At 41.3% G+C, this 17,728-nt stretch carries 15 protein-coding genes and 1 tRNA gene; 6 read left to right on the top strand and 10 right to left on the bottom strand.

Going from position 1 to position 17,728, the window contains the following annotated elements:
- Positions 1 to 3: 3 nt before the first annotated feature.
- On the top strand, positions 4 to 909 hold the full coding sequence (gene mnmL / locus M998_RS02140) for a tRNA modification radical SAM protein MnmL/YtqA (protein WP_068907308.1): 906 nt from the start codon (positions 4 to 6) through the stop codon (positions 907 to 909).
- A gap of 152 nt (positions 910 to 1,061) precedes the next feature.
- Here the strand turns inward: mnmL and dauA are convergent, their stop codons facing one another.
- The 9 genes from dauA to M998_RS02100 all read right to left on the bottom strand — a co-directional run bounded on the left by dauA (position 1,062) and on the right by M998_RS02100 (position 11,146).
- Positions 1,062 to 2,756, bottom strand: coding sequence for a C4-dicarboxylic acid transporter DauA (gene dauA / locus M998_RS02135; RefSeq protein ID WP_068907306.1), 1,695 nt, complete (start codon positions 2,754 to 2,756; stop codon positions 1,062 to 1,064).
- 287 nt (positions 2,757 to 3,043) lie between these two features.
- Entirely contained in the window at positions 3,044 to 3,451 is a 408-nt protein-coding gene (locus M998_RS02130) for a hypothetical protein (RefSeq protein ID WP_068907305.1), read from the bottom strand.
- A complete protein-coding gene (locus M998_RS02125; RefSeq protein WP_068907303.1) occupies positions 3,448 to 4,788 on the bottom strand; it encodes a phosphatase PAP2/dual specificity phosphatase family protein in 1,341 nt (446 codons plus the stop codon). The genes M998_RS02130 and M998_RS02125 overlap by 4 nt, the downstream gene beginning before the upstream one ends.
- Positions 4,789 to 4,886: 98 nt before the next feature.
- On the bottom strand, positions 4,887 to 5,027 hold the full coding sequence (locus tag M998_RS20000; RefSeq protein WP_156510934.1) for a hypothetical protein: 141 nt from the start codon (positions 5,025 to 5,027) through the stop codon (positions 4,887 to 4,889).
- Positions 5,028 to 5,140: 113 nt separating this feature from the next.
- Positions 5,141 to 6,907 carry a bifunctional alpha/beta hydrolase/class I SAM-dependent methyltransferase gene (locus tag M998_RS02120; RefSeq protein ID WP_068443416.1) on the bottom strand — a complete coding sequence of 589 codons (1,767 nt, stop codon included), beginning with the start codon at positions 6,905 to 6,907 and terminating at the stop codon, positions 5,141 to 5,143.
- Positions 6,908 to 6,909: 2 nt separating this feature from the next.
- A complete protein-coding gene (locus M998_RS02115) occupies positions 6,910 to 7,539 on the bottom strand; it encodes a CDP-alcohol phosphatidyltransferase family protein (RefSeq protein ID WP_068907301.1) in 630 nt (209 codons plus the stop codon).
- 297 nt (positions 7,540 to 7,836) lie between these two features.
- Positions 7,837 to 8,766 carry a LysR family transcriptional regulator gene (locus tag M998_RS02110; protein WP_068907300.1) on the bottom strand — a complete coding sequence of 310 codons (930 nt, stop codon included), beginning with the start codon at positions 8,764 to 8,766 and terminating at the stop codon, positions 7,837 to 7,839.
- Between the two features lie 46 nt (positions 8,767 to 8,812).
- Positions 8,813 to 10,195, bottom strand: a complete 1,383-nt coding sequence (locus M998_RS02105) for an MFS transporter (protein ID WP_169817204.1) — start codon at positions 10,193 to 10,195, stop codon at positions 8,813 to 8,815.
- 108 nt (positions 10,196 to 10,303) lie between these two features.
- Positions 10,304 to 11,146 carry a helix-turn-helix domain-containing protein gene (locus M998_RS02100; protein WP_068907296.1) on the bottom strand — a complete coding sequence of 281 codons (843 nt, stop codon included), beginning with the start codon at positions 11,144 to 11,146 and terminating at the stop codon, positions 10,304 to 10,306.
- Between the two features lie 151 nt (positions 11,147 to 11,297).
- Between M998_RS02100 and M998_RS02095 the strand changes: the two genes are divergently transcribed.
- The 5 genes from M998_RS02095 (at position 11,298) to M998_RS02075 (ending at position 17,494) form a co-directional block, all read left to right on the top strand.
- Positions 11,298 to 12,248, top strand: coding sequence for a 4-hydroxyproline epimerase (locus M998_RS02095; RefSeq protein WP_068443430.1), 951 nt, complete (start codon positions 11,298 to 11,300; stop codon positions 12,246 to 12,248).
- Between the two features lie 9 nt (positions 12,249 to 12,257).
- Positions 12,258 to 13,505 (top strand): NAD(P)/FAD-dependent oxidoreductase, encoded by a 1,248-nt coding sequence (locus M998_RS02090; protein ID WP_068907294.1) that lies wholly within the window; start codon positions 12,258 to 12,260, stop codon positions 13,503 to 13,505.
- A gap of 18 nt (positions 13,506 to 13,523) precedes the next feature.
- Complete coding sequence (dapA, locus tag M998_RS02085) at positions 13,524 to 14,390, top strand: 4-hydroxy-tetrahydrodipicolinate synthase (protein WP_068907292.1); 867 nt, start codon at positions 13,524 to 13,526, stop codon at positions 14,388 to 14,390.
- A gap of 11 nt (positions 14,391 to 14,401) precedes the next feature.
- The gene (locus tag M998_RS02080) at positions 14,402 to 15,886 is read left to right on the top strand and encodes an aldehyde dehydrogenase (protein ID WP_068907290.1); all 1,485 of its coding nucleotides are present in this window, start codon (positions 14,402 to 14,404) and stop codon (positions 15,884 to 15,886) included.
- 87 nt (positions 15,887 to 15,973) lie between these two features.
- Positions 15,974 to 17,494, top strand: coding sequence for an alanine/glycine:cation symporter family protein (locus M998_RS02075; RefSeq protein WP_068443443.1), 1,521 nt, complete (start codon positions 15,974 to 15,976; stop codon positions 17,492 to 17,494).
- 6 nt (positions 17,495 to 17,500) lie between these two features.
- Here M998_RS02075 and M998_RS02070 read toward each other — a convergent pair.
- Positions 17,501 to 17,590, bottom strand: a tRNA-Ser gene (locus tag M998_RS02070).
- Between the last annotated feature and the right edge of the window lie 138 nt (positions 17,591 to 17,728).

Below are 17,728 nucleotides of genomic sequence, written 5' to 3'. Positions count from 1 at the left end.
TCTATGCAATTAACTGAAGTTGTTTCCATGTTTGGCGCTGATCTTCAGCGCCGATATGGTGAGAAAATCTATAAAATAACCCTTCATGGCGGCTTTAACTGCCCGAACCGCGACGGCACATTGGGTCGCGGTGGCTGCACATTTTGTAATGTCGCCTCTTTCACAGATGAAAGCCAATCATCCCAAACAATAAGCCAACAAATTAATAGCCAAATTGCTCGAATTTCTCGGGCTAAACGTTACTTGGCTTACTTTCAAGCCTATACCAGCACCTATGCAGAAGTACACCTGTTAAAACAACTCTATGAAGAAGCATTGCAACAGGCTGACATTGTTGGCTTATGTGTTGGAACACGGCCTGATTGCGTCCCAGACGCTGTTTTAACGCTATTAAGCCACTATCGTGAACTCGGTTATGAGATCTGGCTTGAGCTTGGTTTGCAAAGTGCTCATGATAAAACACTGCATCGTATTAATCGAGGTCACGGTTTTGAGGCTTATCAAGCTACCACCCAAAAAGCTCGCAGCTTAGGCCTTAAGGTATGCACCCATCTAATTTGTGGGTTGCCCGGTGAAGATGCCGCGATGAATATGCAAACGTTAGATAAAGTACTGGAGTGTGGTACTGATGGGATTAAATTGCACCCTCTTCACATCGTAGAGGGAAGTGTTATGGCCAAAAGTTGGCGAGCAGGTCGATTAGATACGTTAACTTTAGATACCTATACGCGAATTGCTGGGGAAATGGTGCGTCACACGCCAACCGAAATCGTTTACCATCGCATTAGTGCTAGTGCGAGAAAACCGACACTGTTAGCCCCTCAATGGTGTGAAAACCATTGGATAGGTATGAATCATCTATATCAGTATTTTTTACAGTTTGGTGGGCAAGGTTCCGCACTGCTATAAACCATCGCAATCGATAATGATAAAGCGAAAAAATTAATGAAAATTGCTTGCGGAAAAGGCAAGCAAGATGGCAATGAAATGTATTGCTTTTAAGAATAAAAAAATACCGCCACAAAATAGTTATGTGGCGGCTTATTTATGAGTCACGCTTTTTACTTACCAAGCTTATTAAGTTCTTCCAAAGCGCTATCCATTGAATTATGGAATGTTAACACGCCATCAATGGGTGTCATTCTTGCTCTAGCGAGTGTTTTTAAAGGTTGGAATGGAATATCACACACCACGATATGGGTGTCTTTACGCACTGCATCAATAAATTTCTGAAATGCCTCTAAGCCACCAGCATCAAGAACAGGCACAGCATCCCATTGCATTACAATGGTTTCATAGCCTTCACTTTTAAGTCGGAGTTCTTCAAAAATACGTTCTGCTGCCGCAAAGAATAGCGGGCCATTAATTCTTACCACTAAACGCTTTTTATCTTCATCTGTTTCTGCGAGCTTAGTTGAACGTGTCATATTAGCAATGCGGCGCATAAACAGTAATGAAGCTAATACTATGCCGACCGTAATCGCGATAACCATATCAAAGAGCACAGTAAGTGACATGCAAAGCACAAGTACAATGATGTCGTCTTTAGGGGCGCGTTTGATCAGATAAACTACTTTGCCTGCGGCGCTCATGTTCCATGCCACAATTAACAGTAGGGCGGACATAGCCGCTAAAGGTAAATAGGAAAGCATTGGGGCTAAGACTAATAAAGTGAGCAAAACGAGAATTGAGTGAATAACCGCTGAGATAGGTGAGGTTGCTCCCGCACGTACGTTTGCAGCGGAACGGGCAATAGCCGCAGTGGCGGTGATCCCACCAAAAAAAGGCGCAGCAATATTACCGATACCTTGGCCAATCAATTCGCTATTGGAATGATGCTTTTTACCGGTCATATTATCGAGAACGACAGCACATAGAAGTGATTCGATTGCTCCTAATACCGCCATAGAAAAGGCAGCAGGCATTAAGGCCGTGATCATAGCCCAACTAATAGGCGCGCTACCAGGCAGCTCCCAAGGTAAAATGAATTGAGGTAAAATTGGCGGGATACCGCTACCTTCAGTGCCATTAGGTAATAAGTAGCTAAATTCTGAACCAATAGTTGCCACTTGCATGTCGAACAAAGAAAGTACCCACATTACCAAAGTACCAACCACTAACGCAGGTAAGTGACCCGGTAACTTTAATTTTAATTTAGGCCAAAATATCAATACCAATAAGGTAGATAAACCAATCAGTGTATCGCTATATTGAAAGGTCGGAAAAGTGTTGCCTATCGCAATGATTTTATCGACATAATTTTCAGGCACATGCGCCATTTGCAAACCAAAGAAATCTTTAATTTGCATCGTTGCAATGGTAATCGCGATACCCGATGTAAAGCCAAGCGTGACAGAAACAGGAATATATTCGATAAATTTACCGAAGCGTGCAAAACCCATGGCGAGTAAGATAACCCCCGACATAAGGGTCGCTACGAGTAAGCCACTTAATCCGAACTGCTGAGAAACTGGATATAAGATCACCACAAAAGCGGCGGTTGGCCCCGAAACGCTATAACGCGATCCCCCTGTTATGGCGATGATAATACCGGCAATTGCGGCAGTATACAGGCCATATTGAGGTGGAACACCACTGGCAATTGCCAGCGCCATCGCCAGCGGGATCGCAATGATACCCACGGTGATACCAGCAATTAGATCCTTGATAAAACGAGGAAAAGTATATTTTTCCTTCCAACATGAATCAATTAGCGCACTAAAAGGGCGCAATCTATTAATTTTTTTTGTACTCATTGTACCCTACCAAAATAACAGGGTGAAAATAAACGAAATCAAGCATATGAGAATACGCTTATCGGATTAAAAAAAATCTGTCATGAATCAATGAAAGTTTAATTATCATAACGTTTTCAATTACAAAAGTAAAAAACCCAGATTATTCGCTCAGTTTTCTTAACGTAGTGTGATTTTACGGTTAAAGTTCTAATTTGTTATTTTAAACAATGAGTTAAAAAAATATAAAAAGATATTTCTTTTTATTGAAATAAGATTTCATTTTGCTAAATTTAATCTTTAAATGATTAAAAGGAGAAAATAGCAATAGAAAATAATAGCCATACCCAAAGTGAAACGACAGAAAACAAAGCATTATTAAATAAATTTTTGGTGCCAAACCAGCATTGTTCTATGTTTTTATTTGTTTGTTTTTTAGGGAAAAAATAAAGCATGGCTTGATCAAATGCTTGAACATTACCTTGACGATAAATAAGTCTAAAAAAATGATTATCTAACCATAGTCGATAAATATAATATTGGTTAATAATAAATATCAGTGCGCCAATGAATAAATAAAACCGATTAGAAAAACCGCAGATAAATAATATAAATTGGCAAATAAAGGCCAATAAAGCACCAAGTACAAAATAACGCCAACTTGAAGTTAAAATAATAATCACATCGCCATGACTTTTATCGTTTAAAGGACTCATGAGATAACTCTCTTGGTATGAAATTGCTGATACCAAATATTTAATTGCTCAACCGTCGCTGAATTTAACACAACTTGCGGTCTGGCTTGCTCCACAATTGTAATTGCTTCGGTAATATTATTGGCTGTTCCATTATGTACTAACCATGCAACCGCCACGGTTGCACTTCGTGAATAACCAAGCTTGCAATGGATATACACTGCGCCACTTTGCGCTAATTCATCCATTGTATGTACTGATCGTTCAATGTCATCGGCACTTAGTGGTAACAAATCAATTTGCGGTTGGCTACGATAATTAAGCGCTTTACTGTAAGAATTGCGAGGCCATTCGCAAGTCATGTCGAAAACGGCTTTTGCTTGCAAGGGATAAAGCGGGCGTCCTCCCAAAACAATTTGTGCGTTCACAATACTGGGTTGCTGACAATGCTTGGCAAAGTAATGATAGGTTCCCCAAGCAATTAGACGATAGGGTAGCAATAAGATGGCAGCGGAAGGGGATAATGTGCCGTCAGGGGTCTTTTGAAAGACGGAAGCGCCAGCACCTAAATAACCAATGGTAACGAATAATAAGGCGATAGCTGGCCATAATAAAAGCCAAGCAGCGCCTTGTATAATAAAGGCAAGTGCAAAGCAGATAAGCGAACCTAGTCCGTAGTTTTTGCTCATTTTAAAACTACGACGGCTCCCAGTATAATGCCATTGCCAACGCGTTTTAATGGGAAGCAGGTAACTAATGAGTATTCCTACAGCGAAACCGGTAATAACGTCAATAACATGGTGCTGCCATGTTGTTAAGACAGAAACTAATATGAGGATTGACCAACTATGCAGTAGCCAACGCCATTTATTGGGGGTATGAGCACGAAAGCGAAGCCATAAGAGCCACAATAAAATAATATGTAAAGAAGGCGCTTGGTTAAACGGCAAATCAAACAGCTCAAGACGATTGAACATCCAACCCATGATGCCGTCAGTTTCTGGGCGAGGGAAACTAAACTTTAAAGGGAATAATAAAAATCCAGCGCAAGCCACAAGAGAGGCGGCAATTAAACGTAAACCATGGATAAATTGTTCACGGCGAGTTGTACAAATAAATAAAGATAACCCATAAAAGAGGTCAATGCTCCAATAGGGAATGATAGTCCAAGGTAAAAATGGGATTAAGTGCTCCCAAGAAAAAACAATAGAAGGCACGTTAAGCAAGGTGGCACTGTAATTGTTGACTTGCCCATAGGTCAGAAAGAAAAAAGGCGCTAGAAATACCAACCAAACAAAACCAAATAGCCAGATTTGGCGACGAGGTGAAGGTAGCTCTGGGTGATGGGTGGCCGTCATAGTGCTTGTTATATCCCTTTAGAACGATAATGTTATCGTAAGGATAGCCAATTAACTTAATACGTTAATGTTATCCATAATCTGAAGCTATGCGCGAATTAATCCAACAACATAAGTGGTTTAATGACAAGAAGCAACTGACGCAGTGGATTGGTGGTGAGTTCGTCACCATCAATCAGCCTATCCTCGTCATTCTTCGTGTCACAGGTTTGTTGACTACGTTCAGCTAGCCAAATCACCGAGCTTAACTATATTTCTGGACTATCTGTGTTGGTTAATTACCCGCAACTTGAATTATTCTGAGTGTATAGTGTGAAAAGAAGGAAAGCGATAGCCTTCCTCCTCAATTAAATTAACGGCGTCTAGCGATAGATACACTAAAGATACCCCAGTTATCAATAGATTGATTAAGCTTTTCAAATCCGGCATCTGCAACTAAAGCATCCATTTCGCCTTGGCTACGGCACCGCATCACCCAAGCTTGGCCACCTTGATGGCTCGGTAATACACGGGCTATCATTTCAACTTGGGGGTGCCAAGGCTGGCAGGTATAAATCAGTAATCCGCCCGATGGAATGGCGCGTGATAGTCCATCTAGAGAAGCTTTAATCAAATCGTTGCTTGGAAATAATTCATACAGCCCACTGACGATCCCCAATGTTGGGGAAGGCGTTACAGCAGCTAAGTCATCGGCATCAAAGGCATTACCTTCTTCAAAGCGAATTTTACCTTCCAGAAAACGCTCTTTAATATGTAATCGACCTTGTTCCACATTAACAGGACTGTAATCACGCAGTAATACAGATTGCACCTTGCCGTAATCATTAATGGCATCAAAAATATAACGTCCTTGTCCTGCCGCGATATCCATAATGTGAACCGGCTGCCCATTATCGGTTAAATCTCGTATTCCTTGGCGGATAATATTTTCGATATTTACTTTACGTTGGCGTATGCCTTGCCAGCCTATGCTGTTGAGATATTGCCTATCAATAATGCGTCCAAATAACCCCTTTCCTTGTGCTTTATCCCGATAGACATAATCAAGGGTTGAGCCAGAATCAAAACCTTTATCGTAACCAATATTAATCCCTTCAGAGGCTTTACCAAGAGTACTCATCGACTTGCTCATAATTTTGTAAGCAAGGTTTTTAGGGCACCAAGTCGGCAGAGGAGTATTTAATGTTCTAAATGTATCCGCACTAACGCTCCAGGTATCTTCAAATTGATAATCATGTTGATATAGTGGTAAGTCAAAGAGCTTACCAATAAATTCACGGATCATTCCGATAGGGATCTGACGATTTTTTTCCCCTAAAGTATCGTGATAAAACCCGGGTAAAACGTGTTTTTCTTTGATTGACGTGTTGAGTCTTTCATAAAATTGGTGCTGTGGCTTGTGATGTACCACATGGTCGCTACCTGAAATAAATAGCTGGGTAGGTAACGTAATTGCGCCTGCATCAGCCACGACTCTATCCGCAGTTTTATATAGGTCGAGTAGGATGTTAACGGCAATAGGCCGCGTGATCAGTGGGTCACGATTAAATGAATCGATGCGTTTTTCATCATGGGTCAGAAACTTGGCTTTAACATAGGAGTTCACATAGAACAGCCCCCGGATTTTCTGCATCAGCGCTAAACCACTGCGGGCAAATGGCACATAAAGTTTGACTTTAAATGCAGGGGAAGCCAAAACCATACCGCGGATTTTTGGGGCATAATCATGAACCCATGCAGAGACCAACACCGCCCCCACACTTTGGCCAATAACAATAATGTTTTCTAATGGGATCTGATACTGGGCTGAAACATAGTGAACGAATTCATCAACATCATGAATCGACGTGCCAAGAGACGGGCTATATCCCCGAGGTCCTTCATTTTCACCGTGTCCTCGGGCATCCCAAGCGAACATGGCGAAATCGGGTAAATCCAATTCATCAACTAAATGCGCAACACGCCCTGAATGTTCGTGACCACGATGAAATAGAATTATCGCTTTATTAGTGGTTTCTTCCGTCGGCCAATAACGATAAAAAAGTGAGGTATGGTCGCTTGTCGTAAAATGAGCGCTAACGACGGGGCGTTGTGTCAAATAGTCTGCCTGAACGTTCATAATTATTCCTTATTATTATCCGGTATCGTGCTTAGCTCATTGAGGGCACGACGGATACGGTTGTAACAGGTATAAAATAACAACAGAGAAAGCACAGCAAAAAGATAGCTTAGCCAATTAGAAGTTGCTAATTGTGGGAAAAGGGAAACGCATAACCCCAAAGCACCAAAAATAAAAGCGCGATCACTTTTCCCAATAGGCCCATCATACCGTCTTGAAGCGCCAATCGCTTGAGCGATAACGCCAATAAACTCCGTTAACATGGCGAGGAATAAAATGAGCAAAATCCACCAAAAGGCTTGAGGGAAGATCAAAACAAAGGGCAGATACAAGGCGGTATCAGAAATAACGTCGCCTAACTCATTCAATATCGCGCCAAAATGGCTTTTTTGGTTATGTTCACGGGCTAACATACCATCAATAGCATTGAGTGCCATGCGGATAAACAGCACAAAGGGAAGTAAAATAAATACGTGTGGATGAGGGATAAAGAACAACAAGACGCCAATAAATACAGATAAAAACAGCGCAGCTAACGTCACTTGATTAGCGGTGACTCCGGCCTTAAAAAGCGTATAAACAATAGGGCGAAGTAGATCTTGAAATTTAGGTTTCAGATCGTAAATTGTCATTTAGTTATCCTTACTTATTACTAAAATCAATATGCAGATTTGTGATATATCAATACGCTAATATTAGTAAGCCACAATAAGACCTGTCCTAAGTTATACTCATCATACTTCGAGCCGCAGGGTTGTTGGCTACGCGCATTCGCCCTAGTCACATACTTGTGTATGCTCCTCGGGTCTCATTGACTCGCCGCCTACCTGCAACTCGAATTATTTTGAGTATACTCATCATACTTCAAGCTGACGGGGTTGTTGGCTGAACTCAGCAACTCGATTTATTTTAAGTATTTGCGTCAGGCTTCAAGTTATAGGGTTGTTGATATCTTGGCACACTTGCCATAGGCATTCTCTAAACCACATATGAGATAAGTCGTTATTCATTCTTGGGTGCCAAAGAAGTGAAATACTCAAAGTTGCCATAGCAAAGGGTAATTGAAAAGTATGCAATGATTGTTTAAAGAGGGAATGGCGGATTTGACGGGTAAATCTCTCTGGTACGATGGCAATTAATTGACTTTGACTGGCGATGGTCATGGCAGTTGAAAATCCACTTACATTTATGATTGCAGATTTACTGAGCCCTGTAAGGGAATTAACACAACTACCTTGTGACTGCGGTGATAATGGCGACTGCCTTTGAACGCCGACAAAGTCATACTGACTTAATAAGTCTAATGTGATTTGTTGCTGGGTAATTGGGTGTTCTTTATGGCAAACAGCAATAAAATAGTCATTAAATAATAATCGACTCATCATTTCGATATCCGTATTATCACCAATAACACCTATCTCTGCGTCAATATCACCTTGTTTGAGTTGTTGAGTATGCTTTATTTCTTTGCTTATGATACGCAACGAAACATTTGGGGCTTGCTGTCGCATTAATGATAACAAGGCAGTGCCATAATTTTCAGCAAATCCTACTGAAGCACGTAAAGTAAATTGCTTAGCTAAATTAGCTAAGTCAATATTTTTTGGTGCAACAAAGACATGCTCAAGCTGATAAACCAATTGGGTGACCTGATCTTTAATGCTAACTGCATAAGGAGTCAGAACCATTGTTCTACCCGATTTTATCAATAATGGATCTTGCAGTGATACGCGCAACCTTGTCAGTGCTCGACTCATTGCGGATACGCTGAGGTTAGATCGCTTGGCTGCTTTCGTTACATTACATTCAATCAATAACGAATCTAGCAGGACGATAAGATTTAGATCGATGTTTAACACATTTATCTCGCTGAATAAGTAGTCTATAGTCTATACCCGTAATTCTTCAAGTTGCTTTACGCTTTGCAAAATACGTATATAAAAGTATCAGTACTATGGCTATCATCATTAAAGCTGCACTGACTGAGAAGGTCAATTGAAAACCATTGACGACACTTTGGGAAGAGACTTTTTCGCTTAATGTGTTACCTGCCGCGTAAGCAAATAATGTAGTCATTAAAGCCGCACCATTTATTAAGCCTAAATTACGCGATAAATTAATAATACCCGCGAGTAATGCTTTTTGGCTAGAATCAATATCGAAAAGAATGGCTTTATTATTGGCGGCTTGAAACGCAGCATAGCCAGATGTAATAAGAATAGTAAAAAGAATATAAAGCGCGACAGATAAGTGTTGGGCTAAATAAGCTAACAAAGTAAAGCCGGAGACCATGCAAGTAAGTGCATAAATAATAACGTTGTTAGCGCCTATTTTATCGACTAATTTCCCTGCAGGTAATCCTAAGCAGGCCGCAGCAATAGGGCCACATGACATAACCATTCCCATTTGCCATGGTGCTAATTCAAGTGTTTTTAGCAAATAAAATGGACCAATAACCAGTGTTGTCATCATGACGGTTGCAACAAGTAAACTCAATGTTGAGCCAATTAATAAAGCCGGTTGTTTGAGTAAAGTAATAGAAAGTGCGGGGTGTGTGCTTTGTTTTTCAATGATGACGAATGTAATAATCCCAATCAATGCAAGTACCATAAATACATAGCTGTATTGTCCCCAATTCACAAGACTAAATACATAAACAGCAATAGTGATGGTCAGAACGAAAATACCGAGAAAATCGATTGGCTTCCGTGGGTTTTTTGGTAACGGATTTTTAGGGATAAGACTGAATACCAGAAATAGAGCAATAGCGGCAATGGGGATGTTAATTAAGAAAATAGCTTGCCAACCCCAAAGGTTAATTAAGAATCCACCTAACGTAGGTCCCGTCGCTGTGCCTATTGCTGATAGAGAACCAATTAAACCCATCGCAAATCCCGCTTTATTTTTTGCATTTAATCCGGCAATCAATGCCATGGTTGAGTTCATCATTCCCGCAGCCGCAACGCCTTGCACAATGCGATACCCGATCAACCAATTAATCGAAGGTGAAAACCCACACAAGATTGATGAGAATAAAAAAAGGGATAATGAGCTGAGCAAAATAACGCGTAAATCAACCCTATCGGCCAGACTGCCAGTCATAATTGCCGCGCTTGTTAATGTGACGAGATAAGCCACAATCACCCACTGTACTTGCGTAAATGTCGTATCAAAAGGCAACATTAAAGAAGGTACAGCGATATTGGTAATACTGGTACTTAAAGAAGCGAGAAATATAGGTAAAGCAAGTGCCAGTATATAGTATTTTGGTAAATTGAACTTAGCCATAACGAAGCTCCTAATAAAAACTAAGAGCATGTTAATTGAGTGATTTAATCGTGAGAAGTGGCGTTATCCGCACAATAGCATTGCATTAAACGCTATTTACTTTTAATTCTACAAACAAATTGGGTTATTTTGAGTATAGATAGTATCCATTTTAAGATTATTTTTTTTATGTATATTAGCTCGCATTCTTTTGAATTGACTTGGTGTCATGGTGGTCATTTCTTTAAACTTACGACAAAAAGCACTGTGATCAGCATAAGCACATTTTATTGAGATCTCGGTAATCGAATAATTTTCTTCTAGTAATTCAATGGCATGTTCTAATCGTTTTTTCTGAATATATTGCTGAGGGGTAATCTGAAAAACGGCTTTAAATTGGCGATTTAATTGTGAAAGGGATAAACCTGAAATATCTGCGAGGGTAGTAATTTTAATTGCGCTATCAAAATGCTCACTAATAAAGCGTTCAACTTTGCTCAATTGATTATTTAATTTTTGGCTAACAGATTTTTCATCTTGCAAATCCACAGAAATACCAGCAACACCGATAACTTGGTTACGTGTATTAAAAATAGGTACTTTAGTGGTTAAACACCAGCCCAACATGCCTGCTTTATAAAGGTGCAACTCGAGTTTATTAATAACACTGATTTTTTTCTGCATCACTAAGTAATCTTGTGAGCTATAACTTTGTCCTAAATCGACATGAAAAATATCTTCTGCACTTTTTCCGATGACCTCAGTGACGGTGTCAATTTTACAGCGTTTTGCTAAGTTTTCATTGGCCAGAAGATATTTAGCCCGCCTATCTTTTACAAAAAAAGTCACATTTGGTAAGGCATTAATTAAGGGCATGACTAGCCCAAGATGATTAAGAAAAGTATTAATATTATCAACGGGAAACAACATATTTTCCTGACTAATCAACAACAATTTATTTAAATTGATCATGTTGTTCTCCAGAACATTAAACTTTTTTTGTGCGTTGTCTGAAATATTTTTAGATTATGCAGAAAAGCGCATAAGTTAATGGGAAAGATATCAAGAGTTATTAACAAAAATCAAGCATTCTGTTAACAAATAAGTTGATAGGGGTGTTTAAATGCAAGGGAAATATAAAAAAATTGAGGTTATAGATTCACATACCGCAGGAGAACCAACGCGTTTAGTCATAAATGGTTTTCCTGAACTCGGTGGATTGAGTATGGCTTCACGTTTAGGCATTTTACGCACTCAATATGATCAGTGGCGCTGTACCACCATACTTGAACCAAGAGGAAATGATATTCTTGTAGGCGCATTATTGTGCCAACCACAAAATCCTAAAGCTGCCGCAGGGGTTATTTTCTTCAATAATGAAGGTTATTTAGGCATGTGTGGTCACGGCACTATTGGTTTAATCGCCTCACTGCATTTTTTAGGGCACATCACTTACGGTGAACATATTATTGAAACACCGGTAGGGAATGTCACCGCCCATTTGCATGAAGATGATAGTGTCAGTATTCAAAATGTTTATTCATATCGTTACCGGAAAGCTGTTCAAGTTGATGTTCCTGAGATAGGTATCATTGTTGGTGATATCGCTTGGGGGGGAAACTGGTTTTTTCTCGTTGAAAATTCACCACTAGCGATTCAATACCGTGATACTAAAGCATTGACAGAGTTATGTTTAAAAATTAAACAGGCTTTAGTTAAACAAGGTATTTTGGGTAAAGATGGGCAAGAAATTGACCATATCGAATTATTTGGTTCGCATTCAACTGCGGATAGCCAAAGTTTCGTGTTATGTCCCGGCGGTGCGTATGACCGTTCGCCTTGTGGAACAGGAACCAGTGCAAAACTTGCCTGTCTAGCGGCAGATAATAAATTAGCCGCCGGAGAAATCTGGCATCAAGCCAGCGTAATTGGTAGTCAATTTCAAGCAAGTTATCAACAAGTCGATGCAAATGGCATCATTCCTACCATTCGTGGCACTGCCTATATTTGTGGTCAAAACACCTTATTAATCGATGAAAAAGACCCATTTCGTTTTGGGATCACAGTCGCGTGAGGTGCCATCATGGATAGAAAATACCCTGTAGTGGTGATCGGTGGAGGCATTGTCGGACTAAGCATTGCTCTTACCGTCCAAGCGGACGGCACAGATGTGTTACTGATTGACAAAAATGATATTGGGTCAGGTGCTTCGTTTGGGAATGCAGGGCATATTGCGACAGAGCAAGTATTTCCCGTGGCAGATCCTTCCATTTTAAAATCGATACCCGGTATGCTTCTCGACCCGCTTGGTGCATTGCGCTTAGATTGGCGCTATTTGCTACCGTTAACGCCTTGGTTACTAAAATTATTAGGCAACATGCGCCATAAGCCATTTACGCACATTCACCGTGCGTTGATCACACTTAATCGAGCATCATTAGATTCATGGCAGTCGTTCAGTAAAAAATGGCAACTCAATAATTTAGTTAAGATTACTGGCTCACTGTTGGTTGCCGAGAAAAATCAAACCTTAGATAAATTAAGCCAACATGGGGAATACCTCAACAGTATTGGTGTACAAAACCAATTACTTTCACAGTCACAACTTTTGAACCGTGAACCTGAGCTTGCAAGTAATCAACTTGGCGGGCTTTTCTATCCCAATACTGGCCATGTTGTTGATCTAGCCTCGCTACATCTTCGATTAGAACAGGCATTTCGCCAATTAGGTGGTGAGGTTTTAACTCACTGCGAAGTAACGGCAATTACCACGCAATCAAGTGATAAATCCACAGTAACGACCACATTAGGGAAAATTGAAGCTAAAAAAGTCGTGATTGCAGGGGGGGCTTTTTCTAAATCATTAGTGAGGATGGTAAGCCGTATTAATGTTCCCCTTGAAACAGAGCGGGGTTATCACCTGATGCTACCGAAGGAGATGGGACGATTAAATGTGCCAGTATCGAGTATGGATCGACGTTTTATTATGACGCCCATGAATGGCGGATTACGTCTTGCCGGTACGGTTGAGTATGCCGGATTAAAACGTCCTCCTAATATGCAACGCGCACGTCAATTCCTTCCACTGGCTAACCCAATGCTCAATAAGGCGCTTGATAGTCATCAAGCTAGTGAATGGATGGGGTTTCGTCCAACCACTGCGGATTCATTACCAGTAATTGATAAAAAAGGGCCTTATATTTTTGCCTTCGGCCATCAGCATCTCGGTTTAACCCAAGCGATTGTTACCGCGGATATTGTTAATGATCTTATTCAAGAGCAACCGACTATTGTTGATTGTTCACCGTTTTCCATCGAGCGATTTTTGTAGTTTTTAAGGAGAATTTCAATGAATTTTCATGGCATTTTAGTCCCAATCGTTACACCGTTCCATAATGACTTATCCCTAAATATCATTGCGCTAGCAGATTTAACCGAAAAACTGATTGATAAGGGGGTAACCGGCTTAGTGGTCTGTGGCACGACGGGCGAATATTACGCCTTAAGTGAAGATGAGCGTAAAACGGTGTTAACCACCGTTAGCAAAATCGCGAAGGGGCGTGTGACCTTGATTGCTGGGATCAACGATCTTTCAACTGAAGGGGCGATTAAACGGGCTGAGCAGGCAAAAGCCTTGGGTTATGAAGGGCTGATGTTATCGCCACCCGCTTATAGTTTACCCGACCAGCAAGGGGTGTATGCCCATTATGAAAAAGTGGCATCAGCGACTGATTTACCTATCATCATGTATAACTTTCCTGCACGTATTGGCATTGAAATTGAATATGAAACAGTTGTGAAACTGGCAAAAATCAAAAATATCGTCGCTATCAAAGAAAGTAGTGGCGACTTTAGCCGCGCACTGCATTTACTGCAAACTCCATTCGACGATTTTGAAGTGATTTGCGGTTGTGATGACCAACCGTTGGACTTTTTCTTTTGGGGTACAAAAAGTTGGATTGCAGGAGCTGGAAACGTGTTCCCAGCTGAGCAAGTGGCTATTTTCAATGCCACACAACAAGAGGATTGGGGTAAAGCCAAGCAAATTATGAATGAGATTTATCCCGCAATTTATTCGATGGAGTCAGGTAATTATAACCAAAAAGCCAAAGCGGGTTGCCTTAAAGGCACATTTAACGTGGGCCCGGTTCGTTTGCCGTTATCAAACATGGCAGAGCAAGAGCGCAATGCGTTTCTTTCACTGATAAAGCCGTGAGGAATACGCCAATGAAAATGCGTAAAGAGCAAGTCTTTGAACGGGCAAAAAAAGGGCAGTTGTGGGCGGGTAATTTAATCGCAAATTATCCAGAGAATTCAGACAAACTTGAAAATCGCACGCCCATCGATAATAGCCTTATTGGCTATATCGCTGATGGGTGTGCAGCAGATATCAATGCGGCAGTAAAGGTTGCAAGAGCCACCTTTAAAGACGGAAGTTGGAGTGGGTTATCACCTCAAGAGCGTAAGCTGGTGATGTTGAAGTGGGCGCAATTAATTGACACACATAGTGAAGAGCTTGCGGCTCTTGACTGTATCGATGCAGGAAAACCGATCACTGAATGCTTAAATACGGATCTACCTGCGACAATTGAAACTTTTTATTGGTACGCCGAAGCTATCGATAAATTATTTGGCAAAGTAGCACCGACTAGCCAGCAAGAACTGGGGTTAATTGTTCATGAACCCATTGGCGTGGTGGGTGCGGTATTACCTTGGAATTTCCCTGCTCAAATGTTTGCATGGAAAGTAGCTCCCGCTTTGGCGGTTGGTAATTCTGTCATTGTAAAACCCGCAGAATTGACCTCACTGAGTGCATATCGCCTTGTCGAGTTGGCTTATGAAGCAGGTATTCCTAAAGGGGCACTTAGCTTGGTGTGTGGATTAGGTGAAAAAGTTGGGGAGGCTCTTGGACGCCATGATGATGTCGATGTGGTCTCTTTTACAGGATCAACTGATGTTGGCCGCCTATTTTTGAAATATTCCGCAGAAAGTAATTTAAAAGAGATCGTTCTTGAGTGTGGTGGTAAAAGCCCTCAATTGGTCTTCGATGATGCGGATATCGATGCCGCAGTACCTCACATTATGGCTGCGGCATTTTGGAATATGAGTGAAAACTGCAGCTGTGGTTCCCGCCTTATTGTGCATGAAAGCATACAACAACCATTACTTGAAAAGTTAACGCATGCAGTTAAAGCGTGGAAAGTGGGCAACCCAACAGATCCTGAAGTTTCTATTGGCCCCATGGTGGAAAAAGCACACTTCGACAAAGTGAAGTCTTTTTTAGATATAACCCAAAAAGAAGGTGGTCGGTTAGTTACGGGTGGAAAAATCCATAGCGAGCTTGGTTCTGGTTGGTACATTGAACCAACCATATTCGAGGGAATTACCCCGAAAATGTCTTTATTTCAACAAGAGGTTTTTGGTCCAATTTTAGCGGTCACTACATTCAAAACGGATGATGAAGCCGTTGAACTTGCCAATGATACTCATTACGGGTTAGCAGCATCATTCTATAGCCAAAATATTCATCGTGTTATGAATATCGCTCGTCGTATTAACGCAGGAACAGTATCGGTAAATGGATTTAGTGAAGGGAATATCGCCACGCCGTTTGGTGGTTTTCGTCAATCCGGTTTTGGCGGTAAAGATAATGGGTTAGAGGCGTTTGAACAGTATACCCAAATAAAAGTTATCTGGTTTGTACATCATTAATCAACATTGAACTGAGCGCTAATCGAGGCTCAGTTTTTTTACCCTGCAAACACAAAATAAACAATTACAATAACGAAGGAGTACAAAATGGAAGCCATCGTTAATACACTCGTTGGTTACATCTGGGGTAATGCTTTAGTTGTATTATCGCTAGGTGTCGGGCTTTATTTCACATTAGCGACGCGGGGTGTACAGTTTCGCTATCTTATTAAAATGGTCTGCCTATTAAAGGAAAATAAAGCCTCTAAAGAGGGAATATCCTCATTTCAAGCCTTTTGTTTGGCATTATCTGGGCGTGTGGGGGTTGGTAATATTGCGGGTGTGGCAACGGCAATAGCGGCAGGAGGACCCGGTGCGATTTTCTGGATGGTGGTGATGGGGTTACTTGGTGGAGCAAGCGCTTTTATTGAGTCAACACTGGCCCAAATCTATAAACAACGTGCGGATGGTCAATATCGTGGTGGCTCTCCTTATTATATTGAAAAAGGATTAAAGCTTAAGCCTTTCGCTATCATTGTTGCTGCCGTCATTTGTTTATCATATGGTGTGCTCGTGCCGGGTATTCAAGCGAATACCATCGCTGATTCGTTCCAAACCTCGTTCAATATGCCACCGATGGTCACAGGTGCTATTGTGACAGTGTTAATGGCATGGTTGATTTTTGGTGGCGTAAAGCGCATTGCCAGTGCCGCTGATAAAATTGTGCCGCTAATGGCAATCGCTTATATCGTGATGATGGTGATTATATTAGGTAGCCATTGGGAAAAAGTGCCTGCGATGTTTAGCTTGATATTTCGCAGTGCAATGGGAATGGACGCCGTATTTGGTGGAATAGTTGGAACGGCGGTGTCATGGGGTGTTCGTCGCGCGGTATTTTCCAATGTGGCGGGAGCGGGTGAAGCGACATTCAGCTCCGCGGCGGCAGAAGTGAGCCATCCAGTCAAACAAGGCCTTATTCAAGCGTTTTCCATCTATATTGATACCTTAGTTGTCTGCACCGCATCGGGGCTAATGATCTTGGTCACCAATATGTACAACGTATTCCCTGATGGCTCGGCAACGGCATTAGTTGAGTATGTACCCGGTGTTGCAGCCGGAACCGCATGGACACAAATGGCAGTATCAACGGTATTTACCTCTGCGGGCTCAGGGTTTGTATCGCTAGCCGTGTTCTTGTTCGCATTTACCACGCTGATGGCTTATTACTACATCGCAGAAACCACTATTGTCTATCTTGATCGTAAACTTGCCTACCCCGTATTAACGTTAATTCTTAAGTTTGTTTTTTTAGGGATTATTTTTATGGGCAGTGTGCAATCGGTCAGTATCATGTGGGGGTTAGGGGATATAGGTTTTGGTAGTATGAGTTACTTAAATCTAATTGCGATTGTATTTCTAACCAGACCAGCACTTCGAGCACTCAAGGATTATGAACGGCAGGAAAAGCTCGGTGTTGACCCTGTATTTGACCCAAGAGTTGCAGGCATTGAAAATGCAGAATTATGGGAAGAAATTAGTCAAGAATACCATCAACGCGGTAGCGGTGTTGTTGAGGAAATAAGTGAGGATAAACGGATTTTAATCACAAAAGAAGAGAATAAGAGTTAGAAAAAATGGCGGTGAGAGAGGGGTTCGAACCCTCGATACGTTCTCACGTATACACACTTTCCAGGCGTGCTCCTTCAGCCACTCGGACACCTCACCGTTTTTTCTAAATCTGTTGTAGAACCAATATAAAACTAGCACTGCAACGGGGCGCTACTATAGGGAAAAGAGCGCCTTTCGTCAACTCCCTATTTATCATTTTTCCTGTTTTTGTCGCTGCTTAGCGAAATATAAATC

Origin of the sequence: Providencia heimbachae ATCC 35613 (genome assembly GCF_001655055.1) — a bacterium.
Taxonomy (GTDB): domain Bacteria; phylum Pseudomonadota; class Gammaproteobacteria; order Enterobacterales; family Enterobacteriaceae; genus Providencia; species Providencia heimbachae.
This window is presented reverse-complemented; position numbering and strand designations above follow the sequence as displayed.